Consider the following 15,856-nt stretch of genomic DNA (forward strand, 5'->3'; position numbering starts at 1 on the left):
TTCTGACCATTTTTATTAATATGAGTTGACTGACATTCAGGGCATTGCATAATATTGCATCTTCATGAGTGTTTTTTTTGGCGCTCGCACGATCGCTCGCTTTATCATACCCTAATTCAGCAACGCCGATTATTTCAAAGCGAAACCCGTCAATATTCCTAAGATCACGATCCTGCTAGACCACGGTGATCACATTGACGCTTTGATTGAGGCGTTAGAGCAGGTTTATCCCGATATCATGACGAAAATCAGCTTTGAATTGTCAACGAAACCCTCGAAACAAGAGAAAGCAGCACAAGGCAAAGCGGGCTTTGTCCCAGCAGTGGCTCGCTGGGTCATCGAACGATCGAATGCTTGGATGGAGCGCTGTAAAAGTCTCGTGAAGAACTTTGAGCGCACTTTATCTCATGCCACGACCAAGATCAATCTCTGCTTTGTCAGGTTAATGCTGAAGCGGCTTGCAGCCCCTTCCTGAGATGTCAAATGGGTTCTATAGGCCAAGCGCTCTGTCTGCGTAGGTAAAATCTGCACTGTAACTCAGGTCGCTTTCGGGAATAGGTAGTTTAAAACCTTGATAAATATGATGGGGAAAATACCTTTCCAAGTAATGTTTAAATCGAGCCTCCGATGCTCCCTGCTGAGCCGTACTATAGCCCTGTGTAAGAACGAGCGATTGGGTTAGTCGGGCGTGTAATCTTCTTCTATGAGCGTCAATAGTTTTGTTGTCGAAAAGCAGTTGCAGTTCGTACTCTTTTTTCTGGTTTGCTTCTCGGTCAGGAAGGGATTTTGGATAAAACCGACCGACAGCAAGTTTTTTGAGAGCAACTATAAGAATGCAGCAACAGCTTAGTAAAAGCGGGAGTAATAACCAAGTAGGTAAGTTAGTAAAGAATATAGCTCCAACTAATAGCAGGAAATTGATAGCCAGCGCTAGTTGTAATAGTGCGCTGCTAATCCCCTAAATACCTAAGTTTCCTTTTTTCCAGTTCCAGTAGGAACTTTATGTTATTGCCGTAGCCAGCATCAATTAGTACGATACCTGGTCGATATCCTCTCTCTAGGCTTCGGTCAATTAACTCTCTTCTAGCTCTGGCTTTATCAATTGGCGATCGCTCAAATTGTCGCCATGACCGAAGTTTAGGTGTAGGAGATGTCACTTACTCAGCCAACTCACCCCAAAGCCTTTGAAAAGATTTTCCTGAAGAATCAATTTCAGCTTGCTGATCGAGAAAACCTAGAAAATCTTGGCATTCATCAGAATCATCAGGAAAAATCGTTAACAGTTCCAGATATTCGCGGGTTCGGCGCGGCACGTTTCTCCCATTTGGGTCATTAGGATTAGTGCCTAGAATAACCTTGGGATACATCCGATGCCAAATCCGACCCACTTGACTCATTCGACCGACAAAACCAGTTACGGATGAGCGTTTAATACTAAGTTCAGGTTGTCCTAGGCTACCGTCATTACGTTGATAAGGTTGATGAAACCATTGAATCGCCAAAGAATCATCTTCATCTTCCGCAATCCGTCCCCAAACCTCCACATTTTTAGGATGCCAGATTTCTCGCCAAGGAGCTTTATTGTTAGGTTTAGCCGTAATCCCTTGCAAACTCATCCACTCTTTTGCTGTCTGTTGCACTGCTTCAATAAAAGGTGCAACCTGGTTTAAATTTCTAACCGGAATTGCTTCAGCCAAAGAGTTTCCATGCCATTGCCAATGACAACCGATTAACGGTTTTTTCTTGTTTCGGTAATAGTTATCATAAAATTCCCGATGATCTGCCCGTCGCCAAGACTTACCAAACCCACCGAATAACATGGTAAAGCGCATCAAGCCACGAATCAGTTTCTTTAAACACTCCTGTTGTGCTGCTGCTAAAGATTGAGTCAACAACCAACGCAGTTCACCTGTCACCTGATAAGTTGGTTCACCATAGCCAGCCTGGAATGGTTCAATCTTTAAATGAGAAGATTTAAACGCAATTGCCAATAACCCTTGTGTGCCCTCTCCCCGAACACCACCAAACAACGTATCGACTAAATCCTCCGCTGTTTTATCTCCCGTCAAACCGCCAAAAATGCGTAAAGCATGACCCCGCACAGCTCCTCTAAAAATGTTAGGACGAAATTCTCCGTCTTCACTATCTAGTAACTTAGGGGCTTGTCCTTTTCCTGTTAGATGACATTTATAGAGTAAATTACCTTGAGTTGGGAGTGCTTTTTCTTCCTCTCCCTCCAAACGGGCTTGGGCTAAACCATAGCCACTACTTACCCGACACCCCAGCCCAAACCCTAATGCTTTTTCCCAAATTTGCCATACTTCATCCCAGTTAGTATCCGGCAGTAAACTAGAAATCCCAAATTCAAATGTGGGTTGATAAAGGGAAATGAGAGCAAAAGCACTTTCTCCTCTTGGTTTATCGCGGGTATCGGTTGTTTTGACTTGCCATCCTTGCTGCGGATGGACAATATCAAGCAGATTTTGCGTCCAATCATTAACGGGATAGCCCCCATGAAACCGCAATAAACTGGGTTCATCTCCATTTTTGGTCAGTCGATAACGTTCTCGTTGTTCGGACGTACAAGCTTGACAAAATATCCCTTTCATGGAGCTACCGGGATAAAACGGGAACCCATAAGCCCCCATGACTGGGCGAATAATTCCTTCATCTTGCCCGCCGTTGGTAACAAATCGCCAAGGAAAGGTATAGGTATGGGTTTTGACATCTTCGCCAAATTCTGGCTGTTTAGTATCTACCCGTTCAATCCATTCAGATACCCAACGTTCACTATCTTGTTCCTGTTTATTTTGGTCAATAAAGTGAAGTTGCGATCGCCCTTTAATTTGGGCGCGAAACATCAAAGGAATTTTCTGCTCTGGATCTGGAAGATGAGACATAGGATTTACTCAATTCTATCTGAACAAATTTAACTGAAATGGTATTGACTTAAGCAAAAACTCTGGAGGTTAGGTCAAGGAAAAAACGGCAATTTCTATAGGTGTTGGGTTTAGCTATTGCTCAACCCAACCTACAAACAACCCTGTTTGCTGTTCCCTGTTCCCTGTTAACTAGATGAGGATGTCCCTTTATAGCGTTGTGTCCACCAAACAAGGGCATCGCACAACTGACTCAACACGGCTAAGATAATGCGTTGATCTTCAAGATCGAGTTTCCACAATTTCTGCGCCATAGCTTCAACGGCTGAGGTGTTGTTGACATTAACAACATCGTTGGGAATTTTAATTCCGGCATTTTTCATTATCTCGACTAAAGCATCCCAAGTTTCTTTCCAGTAGAGAGATTTATTAAGTTCTTTAGCTTGTAGTCGTAAATGTTCTCCCCAAAACCGTTCTAATCCATAGGCGACGGTTTCTCGCATTTTAAACGCTTGATTAAGGGAATCGCGATCGCGTTTTTTCGCATCTAAAATTAGCTGTTGGGCTGTTTGGTCTATGTTAGCTGTGCGAGTTGTGGTATAAGATTTCCAAGCCATTAGTGATTAGCCTCCTGTGTTTCCGTTTCAGTTTCAGATACGTTGAATCCATCCCCTGCCAGGGTAACTTTACACCGACCAAACCCAATAGATTCCAAACCACCAAAATACAGTTCTTCTGTATAAGATTGATTGGGTTCAGAAGCCTTGAAAGGTTTCCAGCCCTTTTGTTTTAAAGCAAGGGGAAAAATTAAGATACTTCCCACAGGTAAAGCTTCTACATTGAAGAATGCACCTTTCTCTGTATCAACTTTTTTCATGTCATCTAAAAGTTTGACTCGACTTTGCCGATAGAGCGCCATATCATGTAATTGAGCGATGTCGTTGTTATGAACAACTACTAACTGATTAGGGTCTAAATCTGTCCCAGTTGGAATCCAAGGAGATAGATCAACTTCATGGTCAATTTCTAAAAAACCGAGATTGAAAAATAAGACTTTTTTCCTTTGGTTAACTCCTGGCTTGGCTTGACTAACTCCTGATTTTGCTTGATTAACCCCTGATTTTGCTTGATTAACTCCTGGTTTGGCTGGGCTAACTCCTGGTTTGGCTTGGTTAATCTCTTCGTTAACCTCTTCTGGCACAACTCTCGCTTTTAACCCTGGAGACGCAGTATAAGGAAGAGGAATGGACGTTTCAATCTTCGTAATTTGCTGATAGCGTTTCAGGAGTAAAGGACAGCTAACCCAAACAATCGGTTGACCAGGACAAAATACAGGTAGCCAAACAAGGGAAGCATATTCAAATTTAACCATAGCTTCAGTTGTGCCGCCGTCTTTTTGTCCAGGTTCAGCAATAGCTTCATGTCCGTACCACTTATTTGTTTCAGTTGAATTTTGCCCTCGCATATCTGCCCGAAACCGTCCCCGAATCGAACTGCCAGGAATTATTCCGGTTTGGGTAAATTGGTCTCGAAAAATTAGGTTGAGATTGCCGCTTTCTTCTCCCGCACTTGCACCCACATGCAAGGGCGCTTGAGTTTCAATAATTCCGTAAGCTTTATGATACATCGTTAAGTCTCCAAACTATATTAAATGCGCGATTTTTACACAGGTAAAGCTAAGCCACAGCCCCAACGTTTATAGGAATAACCTTCACAAGGGAACCAAGACTTATTCCATTCAAACCAAGGTTGGGAAATCCCCGTTTCCAAAACATAGACAGTTCCAGCGGGGACAGCGTAACGTCCCCTAGCGAGGCGTTTGGTTTCACCCGTTCCTCCTAGCCGATAACGAAAGGGAATAGGACGTTCGGTGAAAATTTGGGCTTTTTCCCATTCTGGTGCTGTTTTCCAGTCCTCTTTTTGCCCAATGGTGGGAAGTCGGTAAGATAAGCGATTAGAACCCCAGACCGCAGGCGAAATCAGGGCAAAATTACCTCCTACAGGTTTATGTAATAGTTTTAAAAGCGTTTCATTAGTAATCTCCTGACACTGTACATCTACCAAATGTCCCTCACCTCCAAAACGGTACCAACCCTCATCAATGGGTGTATTAGTCAAATAAACTAAACAAGTATCCGGATGCATTTGAATTGAATTTTCCAAGAACAAACTGCCCCGTTCTAAACTTGTATCGACCCGACGCTGGTCAATTTCTAAACGCGGATGTAAATGAGGTAAATACTGCCAAGGCACTTCAGAAACGGTCTCAGACTTCTCCCATTCGTTAATTGGTAGCCAGGTTTTAGTATCAAACTTGCCAACTTTTAGCGGTTGCCATTGCTGATTTTTGCTGTTCCAAGCTAATTTTTCGGTAATTTTCCCTTGACGAATTTCTTGCCCATCTTGCGGAGGATTCATCTCGGCTAAATAGTTAAATGGAGTTGGAACGTAAAAGTTTTGTGGATTCTCGGTATAAGCCCAAAAAGGACCCGCTAGAATTAAATCTGGTAGATCTAATCTTTGGGTAGTTTCGCCTCGTTCATTGGTTCCAGGTTTGCTGTATCTAGCAGCATATAATCCCGATACTGTTGCTGCACTGGGGGGAAAGCTATTTCCCGATCGCCCCACTAAGTTATCTGGCGAAAGAAATGGACCAGCACTGCCATATAGAAAACCGAGAGGTTGGATAATAATCAGGTGACAAAACATAATAATGAAATCTTACTTGAGGACAGAATTAAATTAGATGCAGACTAGAACAAATGGAACCCAACTTTAGCCAGGTTAATTACCCACTTATTTAAAGCTTTGATGTTTTGTTTTTCCTCGTCATGGGGTTGATTGCCTAAAATTCCAGTTTTACCCTCTTTATCCCACAGATGAGTTTCTAAACATTGGCGATTTTCTTTACCCAAGTAAATCTCAAATAGACCAAGTGCAATTTGTGTTTGTCCCTCAAAAGCATGGTGAGATTCTAAAGTCGCAACATCATTATAAAAATGCGTCCAGTTGTTTTTTTTCTTAGGGTTATTTTGCTTTTCCTTCAAAGAGACTAGTATATCTCTTTGTCTGTCTTGGTAACTTTCTAGAAAATTTTGCAAACACCACCAAGGACAAACCCATTCTAGGTGATTCCCGCTATTAAATAGGATACGGATAGCGAGGCGATCGCGTCCTTTTTTCTTAGCTGATTTCTCTGCATCTCGACAGTGTTGCAGCACATCCCGTTGAGGTACATTAGGGGCAGCCCAAACTAAGCCTACACTCACCGTAATTTTTTGATCATGCTTTTTCCAACAAGTTTCGGGGAATTGATAGAACCAATTAAGGCATTCTTGCGGCTTTAATGCAGTCTTATCCTCTCGGTAGAGGACACCAAAAAAATCATCTCCACCTGCATAAATAATTCGTCCATCCGCCGCATCTAAATTCTGGCGTTTAACTCTATCTTCTTGAGAAGGCGGTAAATAATACTTCAGCTTTTTACCCCATTCCATCATCGCTTTGCTAAAAGTCTTGAGAGATTCAGCTTCATCTTTACCTTGATCTCTCAACTGCCGCAGATACTCGCCAATCTTATCCCCATCCCCTTGAAACCATCCTGTCCATAATTTATTTTCAAATCGGTTTAATTCAACAAAACTTTCTGGAACTTCAACGCTAGGAAGATCTGTTTCTGCAAGATTTAATTGCTTGGCAATTGCATCTAAGGTGATTAACCGCTTAATTAGTTCAGGAATACTCAATCGTTCAGAAGGGTCGAGAATAGCTTCCCCTAGTTTCTGACTCAGACTTTCATGAAATTGCTTAATTTCCTGAGTTTGTTCTGCCATACTAGAGGAGAGGGGATGAGTTTTATCGGTCATGCGAGGGTATGCGATCGCTTCCGTCCCCGATAGTGTTGAACTTTCTCCCTGCCAATTAATCCCTGTCCAATTTCGTTGAGTTTTAATTTGATTCAGTTTGCGGCGGGCATGAGTAATTAGAGTGGCATCTTTTTCAGTGACTCCAGCTTCTTTTTCTTGACAGAGTTCTTCTTCTTTGCTTTGCGCCCAAAAAAACTCCCAGCCATGATTTGACCAAGCATTCCATTGTCGCTGCCATGTATAAGTAAAGGTCTTTAATTCCTTCTTGATGGTAAAGGTTTTTACTTCCTTCTCGATGTATCCACGGCAGGTTTCTACAACAGTTCGCCAAGCCGTATTAAAAACTTCCTCTGCTGTTGTTTTCGGGAAATCTCCTGCAATAATAATTTGGTTGGGTGTTCCTTGCGTCAGATTAATTAACGCTGGAGACACAACAGAACAACCATTTTTTTTGGCGGCATTGCAAATCGCACAAGCTAAATAAGAGAGGAGAAAAGAACTGCCATATAAGTCCCGCAGTTTGCGCGATTTTTCGATAAATGCTTGAATTGGAGCAAAAGTAATGATGGTGTAACACTGATTAGCTTTTTCCATGTTCAGTTACAGCGTTTGGCTATTTGCTTGTGATTGCTGATGTCATTAGTATAAACATGGCTGGAAAAACCCTTTTCCAAAGTTTGATATTCGCAGCAGCTTAAGGACTTGACCAACTGACACCCTACGAGTATATGATTCCACGATGACAGCCCTTTTCAACGAGGGTGATAGCAGCCAACGGTTGAAAGCGATTCGCCGATTAATCCATTCAACGTCAAGATTCCAATGAGGGAATGATTATGCAATCCGCCACACAGACACATCACCTCGATCCAATAACCGCTCAAGCCTTCTTGGAAAAGCTACCAGAACATATCAGGGAAGCGCTTTTAGCACGTGCTGCCGAGATCGACTATCCAATCGAGGCGGTTCTAGAGTCAGAGATCGCCTCATCCCTCGATCCAGATGCTCTCAGCTTTGCCGATTGCCTTCCCTCCTCAAGTCGCACCAACGCCTAAGCGATACTCAACCCCCACAAAAATAACAACCAGAAGTACCTAAATAGTTGGTATCTGCCTTAAGCCAATTAGACCCAGGAAACTCATAAACCCAGTCAAGACCATTATCCACATTCAGAAAGCCACTGAGCATACTGTGGATGATGCCAACTCCCGTACTCGCACACAGGCTATTCAACCAGAATACTGCCGGATTGCTGATGCCTTCTACATAACCAACTTTGGCAGCTAGATGATTAATCTCGTTTGCGGCAGACTCTAGGGCAGCGCGATGCAAGTTAATAATATTGCCGCACATTAGACACCACCCACCCCCAAGCGGTGGGACGGTGACGCGACAATACATTCGCGGTGTATTATTCGGTTGCATGTCGATGTGAGTACCCAGACAAACCAGGGGACGCATATATGCTAGGGCTAATTCTTGGGCAACTTGCCGAGAGGAGTGATTGTCAGTTGCTACGACAATCAAATCAGCAGCAGCTACTTCCTGTCTCGCCGCTGCATCAGCAATTGAGGCGGGTATGGCTTTGACAGCAGAACCAGTGGCGTAGATGCGTTTGATCAGGTGCTTGACATAGTGAACCTTATGCCACTGCTGGTCAGCCATTTCCTGGGTGGCAGCAGGTAGGCGATTGAGGTTAACTGATTCTAAGCGATCGGGGTCAATTAATATCCATTTTTTCACCCCCAAACGCCCCAGCAGTTCGGCAAAAATTGAGCCAATGCCGCCACAGCCAATCAAGGCGACGGTGAGTTCGCCAAGCTGTTTTTGCACCCCTTCTCCAAAGACTTGTTGACGGGCAAACATCAATTCTGTCCAATCGCGATTCGCCTCTTGGGTTAGTTCAAACCAAGATTGAGTGCAGTTAATGCTCTCGAATGATTTGCCTTTTCTGTCCCAAATGCGGAATTGAGAGTGTTGGAATGTTTCGTCAAAAACTCCAGAGATTAAACGCGGCTTTTTTTTGAAGTGAGACGAGAGAAATTTAGCATATGCTGATTCATAAAGGTCATCAACGCAGGAAAATTCAGGTTTGTGGCGATCGCTGTGAGTATGAATGTGAACGACATCTAATTGTTCCTTTTCCAAAAATGTCTCAAGCAAGTACTCATGAAATTGCTGTTTCATCACTAATTCACTAGCCGATTGACGTTCGTAGCAATCGGGAGAGGGAACAACCCAAGATTGAGGTAAATATCTAATTTTCTGTTTTGAGACCTGATGGCATTTACAGAATAAGAATCCAATTACTTCTTCATTGTTTGTGCGAGCATCAAGCAAGGTGTGGTGAAATTGATGCCACATTTTTGGGGGAATGTGGAGAGAAATCTGGGGAGATTTTTTGTTGTTCATGATTTTTTTCGGTAATGAGGTGTGTATCGGGAGTTGTAGTTAGGTAAAACTGAGATGTTGCACTATTCTTAAGAAAGTCAATTGTAGGGTGTTAGCGTAGCGTAACGCACCATTTTTTAGGCTTTGGTGGGTTACGGCGATCGCCTAACCCGCCCTACAATTTACTACCCATGTTGTGTTTATTTGCACTCAATCATCTGTGTTAATTGCGTGGCGGGCGGTGACAAATAAAGTTGAGAGATTGTGTCCTCGATCGGGTTGATTGCTAGGTCGCCAGGAGTTAAGCCATCTGTCTTGATTAAAGCCGCCACCCAGTCCGACGCAGTACCAGTACCAGCCTTCATCACTTAAAAAAGGTGCGCCATAGTGACTCTGGTGGGTGAAGTGATGATCTCCCTCGCCAACGGTATTCCAAGGGTAGTTAAGATAGCAGCCAATTGGGGGAAGACGCGGGTAATCTGGTGGCAGTAGGAATAAGACATCGGTATTAGAAACTGTAAATTTCCGAGAAGACAATGGCATTCCTTTAACCAGTACGGCTGTGTATTGAATGCCATCAATGGTTTTACTGCCAACGTGTACGTTTTTTGCTGCTTTTTCTAGAAGTTTGAGTTCGGCAAGTAGTCTCGTGTTGGGTTGAAAACCTGTTTGATTACGATTGATTGCTATTGTCATAATTTCTTTTATCCTTTTACAATTTTGGGAACAGTCCAAACTTTGGAACCTTCTTTGAGGGCTTCATGTTCTTTTAAGGGCTTAGTGCCGCCAAACCCTTCTTCCATAACGTCATCGTTGCCAATTTCTGGCAGTTTAGATCTCAAATCTTCAACGGTTGCGCCATTAGGTAAATTTACTAATTTACCGTTGACAATTGCTCTCACGGTAGTCTCCTTTGTGGTGTTTGAGTTAACAAGAGTTGGCTGTTGATCGCTAACTTTTTGCGGCTCATTTAACTGAGGCGATCGCCACTTTTGGATTCGCTTGAAAATTGCTTTCATTGCAATCTCGTTAATGGTAGTTGAGTTAACAAAGATGAAGAGGATGTTTGTCAAGTACCTTTTAAAACATCCTCTAAGAGAGTCGCTTACTAACGGTTTGCAGATGGTTGAGTTAAGGCGCTGTCTACTGTGGAATTTACCTGTTTAATTGGGGTTTGGTCATGATTAAAACCTAAGACAACAGACCAACTTGCTAAGCCGATAGCTGCCACAATAGTTGTCGATAGCAAGCGGTTATAAATTCGTTCTAACTTTTGTAAGGACGTTTCGACGGAAACAATTTGTTTGAGATAATCTGTTTTGTCATTTTCACTGTTCTCGCTGATTGTTGTCATCTGTAGTTCTAAGTGTTCAAACTGTTGGGTGAGATTTTCAATTTCTTGCTTAATTTTATCTAACTCGGATGGATCTTCGGTGATTAATTTACCGTTGAGGGTCTGCATAATTCTCCTTGGATGAATTGAGATAAGCTTAGAAAAAGTAGAGCGGTAGGCGGGGAGGTGGCGAGATAAAATGTTCATGTTTTGTAGAGATAGCATGGTTTTTGACTCCTTTTTAATCAAAGATATTAGTGTGACCAATTCGGTGAAAATTTTGCTGGTTTTTTTTTTGTTCAAAGCTATCGAAGACTCCAATCAAATCGACGATACTACTGGCAGCAACTTTGAGATCGTTGCCGAGAGATTGTTCGACAGAGGCAACTTCTACCCGCATTCCCCGCCTTCTCAGTTTTTCGGCAAGGTAGGCAAAGTCAGAATCTCCAGTGACTAAGACAACAATATCGGGGCGAACGTCTAAGGCGAATTCAATGGCATCCATCGCCATGACAATATCAATGTTGGTTTCATATTCATCACCCTTGGTTTTACCTTCTTTATGAACTACTAAAAACCCATTACTTTTTGCCCAGTAAATGAATTTTTCTTTAGTTTTTCGTTGTTCTTCAAATCGCTCTCTGGCTGGTGGTAAACCGATATAGATCACCATTTCAATTAGTTCTCGACCTTCTTGCGGGTCAGCAAGATAGTCTCGGATTTTCTGCCAGTCCAGCCTCCTGTTAAACCTTTGTGCAGCCAAGAAGGTATTGTCGCCATCGGCAAGAATTAGTACCCGCCGGGTTGTTCCCATAAATGTTTTGGAATCCTTTTCTTGTTTGTTATTTGTATTAAAACTCAACGGTGGAAAAGGGGTTTTCTTGTTTGAGTGGGAAGTTAGAATATAGAAAGGCTCTGTTATGCAATGTAGCGGTTTGCAGTTGAGTCTAAAAGCGATCGCTAAAAAGCTAAGATCCCCGACTTCTCCAAGAAATCGGGGATCTCCTACCTGATTTTCAGACTTCTTGCTTCAAGTCAGGAAAATCTATAGTTAATTATGTAAATATCACTAACCTACCAATTCTCCACCACAGCGACAGGAACTACCTTCTACACAACGATAGCAATAGGAGCACTCGCATTCGACACATATTGATAAGTTTTCTAATTTATAAGTTGTACTGCAACGACTACAACATTCTCGCACGTTCAGCATTTCGTGGTAATTATTATGACCGAGTGCTTGGAAATTTGCTGATCCAAGGCTGGGGATATATTCACTGAATTCTTCGGATTTTCTAGCTTCGCGACTAGACCATAAAAAAGCCCGTAGTTGATCGTACTCTAGCGGAAACACTAATACTTGTCTATTGCTTTTTCCGCTATTTATCCATTCAGTTAGTCTAGCTTCAGCTCGTTCTCTAAATGTTGCCACTGGAAGTACCTCATAAACAAAACCTGGTTAATTCCGATTTAACTCAATCGGTAGGTTCAATATAACAAGTGCTTGGAATGGGGTCTTTCTAACTAATCCGATTCAATCCAATCGGGAGAAACTTCTCATTTTCATCTACTTAAGCAACAGCAAAACCTGTAAACTGTCGCACGAAAGGAGAGCGAAAAGCTAAAACAATATCTGCTGTCGAATGTCATTGAGTCGGGATTTAGAAAGTGAGCGATCGCAAATGTAATGACTGATCGCTCAAGATGATTCCCTGACTATTTCAAGTTCAGCAGCAATGCCAAAATGGTCGGAGGGGTAAAGCCTGCGGTCATTGGGGGCAGGGGAGGTGAGAATGAGTTGGCAATGGCGCACTCGCAAATGCTGGTTGATAAATATGTAGTCTAACGTACCATGCCAAGGTTGCAAGGTGCGGTTAAGCCACGAGCTGACTAAGTATTTGCGTAACTTGTACTGCCAACTGCGTTGTTTTTTTAAGGGTGTGGGACAGGTATACTCTGGCTCACGATCGTTATATGCGGCGTAAGCTGAGGTAAATTGTTCGCGCATCAGTGCGATTGCAGGTGTTTCGGGCATTCCGTTAAAATCCCCTACGGCTATGATTGGCATATCGGGTGGTAATTTACCCAGCCAGTCGAGGAGCAACTGCACTTGTTTTACCCGTTCGGGATTGGGACCTGGATACCAGTAATAATGGCCGTTACAAAATACCAATGGCTGACCATTCACTTCAACCTGCACGTATTGTGCTATGCGTTCCTGACTTCCCAAATCAAGGGTATCTTGTTGCGTGAAGGGATAACGGCTGAGAATTGCCGCTCCATAATTGTCTGGTCCTTTGTAGGGTACTAGCTGCACGTAAGGCATATTAAGTTGCTGTGCCAACCAAGCGCTGTTGTCTTCTGGAAGTATGACCTCTTGTAGTCCAATTAAATCTGCCTGTTGTGCTGCCAAACCCTCCACCAAAAGTTCGCGTCGCTGTGCCCATGTTTCTCTTTCAAACAGAATGTTGATCGTGACAACTTTGACCACTCTACAATGCTCCTAAGTTCGGACAAAATCATAGGTCTAGAGTTTATTTATTTTCGTTGGGCAAGTTTCTAACCTTACCGATTTAACCCAATCTGTAGGGTTTATTAATGGCCGGGGTGGATGTTGCCTCTGCCCAAGAGTTTCCAACTAATCCGATTTAACCCAATCGATAGGGTCCAATGCTAACAACAACCGCACTGGTGACGTTTCTGTTTCCAACTAATCCGATTTAACCCAATCGGTAGGGATGACGGAGTGCGCCATCAGGTGCCACAGCATTTGGTTTCCAACTAATCCGATTTAACCCAATCGGTAGGGTGCTTTGGGTTTCTGTAATCTCGACAACGAGAATACGGTTTCCAACTAATCCGATTTAACCCAATCGATAGGGTCCAATGCTAACAACAACCGCACTGGTGACGTTTCTGTTTCCAACTAATCCGATTTAACCCAATCGGTAGGGATGACGGAGTGCGCCATCAGGTGCCACAGCATTTGGTTTCCAACTAATCCGATTTAACCCAATCGGTAGGGAAGTAATTCCCGGAGCGGACATGAATGTCGGTGCTTGCACTGTTTCCAACTAATCCGATTTAACCCAATCGGTAGGGTCAAGCCTCGCTCAAAGGTGGAAACCAAGAACAGGCTCAACGTTTCCAACTAATCCGATTTAACCCAATCGGTAGGGCGGAAAAGCCATTCTTTCGTCAGACAATGGCGAACGTTGGTTTCCAACTAATCCGATTTAACCCAATCGGTAGGGTTGCAACTGAAAAAAACCCCTCTTCGGAAGGGAATAAAGTTTCCAACTAATCCGATTTAACCCAATCGGTAGGGCTAAAAGTTTTCTAGTTTTTAAAAGTTGCAAAAAAGAGTTTCCAACTAATCCGATTTAACCCAATCGGTAGGGCTGATTTTCTGGGTAGGAGGTTGAGCTAGAGTTGGACAGTTTCCAACTAATCCGATTTAACCCAATCGGTAGGGTGTTTGGAAAGTTGTTGTCAAAGATTTGACTTCAGGTTTCCAACTAATCCGATTTAACCCAATCGGTAGGGCTAAAAGTTTTCTAGTTTTTAAAAGTTGCAAAAAAGAGTTTCCAACTAATCCGATTTAACCCAATCGGTAGGGCTGATTTTCTGGGTAGGAGGTTGAGCTAGAGTTGGACAGTTTCCAACTAATCCGATTTAACCCAATCGGTAGGGTGTTTGGAAAGTTGTTGTCAAAGATTTGACTTCAGGTTTCCAACTAATCCGATTTAACCCAATCGGTAGGGCGCAAGTTCGTACTCAAGCTGGCGTTGCCCAAAGTTTCCAACTAATCCGATTTAACCCAATCGGTAGGGTCCTGCGCCCAGCTCTGGAACCATTCTTTAACGTCTTTCCAACTAATCCGATTTAACCCAATCGGTAGGGGTTAGAAGCTTTCAATCCCCCTCAACGTTGAGAACTTTCCAACTAATCCGATTTAACCCAATCGGTAGGGATAAACCCATCAGGTCTCAGCGAAAGCGAGACCTGGAAGTTTCCAACTAATCCGATTTAACCCAATCGGTAGGGCTGATGACAAAGGGGCGGGTCGGCGCGATGCATGAAAGTTTCCAACTAATCCGATTTAACCCAATCGGTAGGGTAAGGGACACATTCCCCTTCGTACTTGCCCAGCCCAAAGGAGTTTCCAACTAATCCGATTTAACCCAATCGGTAGGGCATACACCTAAAAGGAGAAAAAAATGGATCTAGTACTTTCCAACTAATCCGATTTAACCCAATCGGTAGGGGGAAGAGATACTCGGGGAGGTAGAAAGACAACTAAAACTTTCCAACTAATCCGATTTAACCCAATCGGTAGGGCTGTAAAGTGACCGGCAAGGTCGATATTTCCAGCTTTCCAACTAATCCGATTTAACCCAATCGGTAGGGAATACGGCTTCCGTGAGGTCGCCTACAACAATGGCCTTTCCAACTAATCCGATTTAACCCAATCGGTAGGGGGAAACGGCATACTGTGAGTTTGCCCAGTTCTGGTTCGCTTTCCAACTAATCCGATTTAACCCAATCGGTAGGGTTTACTTTCAGGGTGTCAAGCAAAGGTAAATGAAAATCTTTCCAACTAATCCGATTTAACCCAATCGGTAGGGTTTTCACTGGGTGGACAGATTGGTGACAATTCTGTCCTATTGTTTCCAACTAATCCGATTTAACCCAATCGGTAGGGTCGAATAAGCCGATCACCACCACCTCTGGCTCCAATGCCACTGGTTTCCAACTAATCCGATTTAACCCAATCGGTAGGGTACTCAAACTTTGTTGATTTGGTTTTTCGGTTCCTCCTTTTGTTTCCAACTAATCCGATTTAACCCAATCGGTAGGGTACTGCTCCTGCTTACGGCACTGCAGATGGAAACACCGTTTCCAACTAATCCGATTTAACCCAATCGGTAGGGGCGGTCGTACTTTCCAAGCGGAAAGCACAGGTACTACGTTTCCAACTAATCCGATTTAACCCAATCGGTAGGGTTCCTCAAACTCCGTTTCCAATGTTTCCACAACTTTCGTTTCCAACTAATCCGATTTAACCCAATCGGTAGGGAAGTTTGCCGAATGTTCGAGAACAATTAGGGATAGTGGTTTCCAACTAATCCGATTTAACCCAATCGGTAGGGAATGCCATTGTGGGTGTTCCATTTATATAGCAGAGGGAGTTTCCAACTAATCCGATTTAACCCAATCGGTAGGGACTACAAAGCTGGGGGGCTTGGTCACAATTCACAAAAGTTTCCAACTAATCCGATTTAACCCAATCGGTAGGGGGCTTAATTTTCCTTGCTGGTTGCCATGGTAGTAAATCGTTTCCAACTAATCCGATTTAACCCAATCGGTAGGGTTAAATAAGC

Annotated in this window: 13 protein-coding genes, 1 pseudogene and 1 CRISPR repeat array (1 of these 15 cut by a window edge); of the genes and pseudogenes, 2 read left to right on the forward strand and 12 right to left on the reverse strand. The window is 43.2% G+C overall.

What is annotated here, in order from left to right:
* Nucleotides 1–121: 121 nt before the first annotated feature.
* Nucleotides 122–475: pseudogene (locus AC2VDX_RS00550) on the forward strand (transposase); the annotation flags it as partial.
* A gap of 475 nt (nucleotides 476–950) precedes the next feature.
* On the opposite strand, the gene AC2VDX_RS00555 reads toward AC2VDX_RS00550, so the two are convergent.
* From AC2VDX_RS00555 to AC2VDX_RS00580, 6 genes are all read right to left on the reverse strand, one after another.
* Complete coding sequence (locus AC2VDX_RS00555; RefSeq protein ID WP_378173168.1) at nucleotides 951–1,157, reverse strand: hypothetical protein; 207 nt, start codon at nucleotides 1,155–1,157, stop codon at nucleotides 951–953.
* Nucleotides 1,158–2,900, reverse strand: coding sequence for an RAMP superfamily protein (locus AC2VDX_RS00560; protein WP_378173163.1), 1,743 nt, complete (start codon nucleotides 2,898–2,900; stop codon nucleotides 1,158–1,160).
* Between the two features lie 167 nt (nucleotides 2,901–3,067).
* Nucleotides 3,068–3,496: a hypothetical protein gene (locus AC2VDX_RS00565; RefSeq protein ID WP_378173160.1), complete on the reverse strand. Its 429-nt coding sequence runs from the start codon at nucleotides 3,494–3,496 to the stop codon at nucleotides 3,068–3,070.
* Entirely contained in the window at nucleotides 3,496–4,506 is a 1,011-nt protein-coding gene (locus AC2VDX_RS00570; protein ID WP_378173157.1) for an RAMP superfamily CRISPR-associated protein, read from the reverse strand. The genes AC2VDX_RS00565 and AC2VDX_RS00570 overlap by 1 nt, the downstream gene beginning before the upstream one ends.
* A gap of 35 nt (nucleotides 4,507–4,541) precedes the next feature.
* Nucleotides 4,542–5,588: a type III-B CRISPR module-associated Cmr3 family protein gene (locus AC2VDX_RS00575; protein ID WP_378173154.1), complete on the reverse strand. Its 1,047-nt coding sequence runs from the start codon at nucleotides 5,586–5,588 to the stop codon at nucleotides 4,542–4,544.
* Between the two features lie 44 nt (nucleotides 5,589–5,632).
* Nucleotides 5,633–7,339 (reverse strand): Cas10/Cmr2 second palm domain-containing protein, encoded by a 1,707-nt coding sequence (locus tag AC2VDX_RS00580; RefSeq protein WP_378173152.1) that lies wholly within the window; start codon nucleotides 7,337–7,339, stop codon nucleotides 5,633–5,635.
* Between the two features lie 242 nt (nucleotides 7,340–7,581).
* On the opposite strand from AC2VDX_RS00580, the gene AC2VDX_RS00585 reads away from it, so the two are divergent.
* Nucleotides 7,582–7,800 carry a hypothetical protein gene (locus AC2VDX_RS00585; protein WP_378173149.1) on the forward strand — a complete coding sequence of 73 codons (219 nt, stop codon included), beginning with the start codon at nucleotides 7,582–7,584 and terminating at the stop codon, nucleotides 7,798–7,800.
* Nucleotides 7,801–7,807: 7 nt separating this feature from the next.
* Here AC2VDX_RS00585 and AC2VDX_RS00590 read toward each other — a convergent pair whose 3' ends face one another.
* The 6 genes from AC2VDX_RS00590 to AC2VDX_RS00615 form a co-directional block, all read right to left on the reverse strand.
* On the reverse strand, nucleotides 7,808–9,157 hold the full coding sequence (locus AC2VDX_RS00590; RefSeq protein ID WP_378173146.1) for a HesA/MoeB/ThiF family protein: 1,350 nt from the start codon (nucleotides 9,155–9,157) through the stop codon (nucleotides 7,808–7,810).
* 189 nt (nucleotides 9,158–9,346) lie between these two features.
* Entirely contained in the window at nucleotides 9,347–9,832 is a 486-nt protein-coding gene (locus AC2VDX_RS00595; protein WP_378173144.1) for a hypothetical protein, read from the reverse strand.
* An 8-nt stretch (nucleotides 9,833–9,840) separates the two neighbouring features.
* Nucleotides 9,841–10,155, reverse strand: a complete 315-nt coding sequence (locus AC2VDX_RS00600; RefSeq protein WP_378173141.1) for a hypothetical protein — start codon at nucleotides 10,153–10,155, stop codon at nucleotides 9,841–9,843.
* Between the two features lie 89 nt (nucleotides 10,156–10,244).
* Nucleotides 10,245–10,598: a hypothetical protein gene (locus AC2VDX_RS00605; RefSeq protein WP_378173140.1), complete on the reverse strand. Its 354-nt coding sequence runs from the start codon at nucleotides 10,596–10,598 to the stop codon at nucleotides 10,245–10,247.
* A 112-nt stretch (nucleotides 10,599–10,710) separates the two neighbouring features.
* Complete coding sequence (locus tag AC2VDX_RS00610; protein ID WP_378173137.1) at nucleotides 10,711–11,283, reverse strand: LabA-like NYN domain-containing protein; 573 nt, start codon at nucleotides 11,281–11,283, stop codon at nucleotides 10,711–10,713.
* 888 nt (nucleotides 11,284–12,171) lie between these two features.
* A complete protein-coding gene (locus tag AC2VDX_RS00615) occupies nucleotides 12,172–12,963 on the reverse strand; it encodes an endonuclease/exonuclease/phosphatase family protein (RefSeq protein WP_378173135.1) in 792 nt (263 codons plus the stop codon).
* Between the two features lie 64 nt (nucleotides 12,964–13,027).
* Nucleotides 13,028–15,856: direct repeats of the CRISPR family, unit length 36 nt; unit sequence GTTTCCAACTAATCCGATTTAACCCAATCGGTAGGG (it continues 2,728 nt past the right edge of the window).

The sequence above is a fragment of the Coleofasciculus sp. H7-1 genome (assembly GCF_057473865.1).

Coding starts and splice junctions, on each gene's coding strand:
- AC2VDX_RS00560 (WP_378173163.1), bottom strand. CDS start 2,900: ATGTCTCATCTTCCAGATCCAGAGCAGAAAATTCCTTTGATGTTTCGC.
- AC2VDX_RS00565 (WP_378173160.1), bottom strand. CDS start 3,496: ATGGCTTGGAAATCTTATACCACAACTCGCACAGCTAACATAGACCAA.
- AC2VDX_RS00570 (WP_378173157.1), bottom strand. CDS start 4,506: ATGTATCATAAAGCTTACGGAATTATTGAAACTCAAGCGCCCTTGCAT.
- AC2VDX_RS00575 (WP_378173154.1), bottom strand. CDS start 5,588: ATGTTTTGTCACCTGATTATTATCCAACCTCTCGGTTTTCTATATGGC.
- AC2VDX_RS00580 (WP_378173152.1), bottom strand. CDS start 7,339: ATGGAAAAAGCTAATCAGTGTTACACCATCATTACTTTTGCTCCAATT.
- AC2VDX_RS00585 (WP_378173149.1), top strand. CDS start 7,582: ATGCAATCCGCCACACAGACACATCACCTCGATCCAATAACCGCTCAA.
- AC2VDX_RS00590 (WP_378173146.1), bottom strand. CDS start 9,157: ATGAACAACAAAAAATCTCCCCAGATTTCTCTCCACATTCCCCCAAAA.
- AC2VDX_RS00595 (WP_378173144.1), bottom strand. CDS start 9,832: ATGACAATAGCAATCAATCGTAATCAAACAGGTTTTCAACCCAACACG.
- AC2VDX_RS00600 (WP_378173141.1), bottom strand. CDS start 10,155: ATGAAAGCAATTTTCAAGCGAATCCAAAAGTGGCGATCGCCTCAGTTA.
- AC2VDX_RS00605 (WP_378173140.1), bottom strand. CDS start 10,598: ATGCAGACCCTCAACGGTAAATTAATCACCGAAGATCCATCCGAGTTA.
- AC2VDX_RS00610 (WP_378173137.1), bottom strand. CDS start 11,283: ATGGGAACAACCCGGCGGGTACTAATTCTTGCCGATGGCGACAATACC.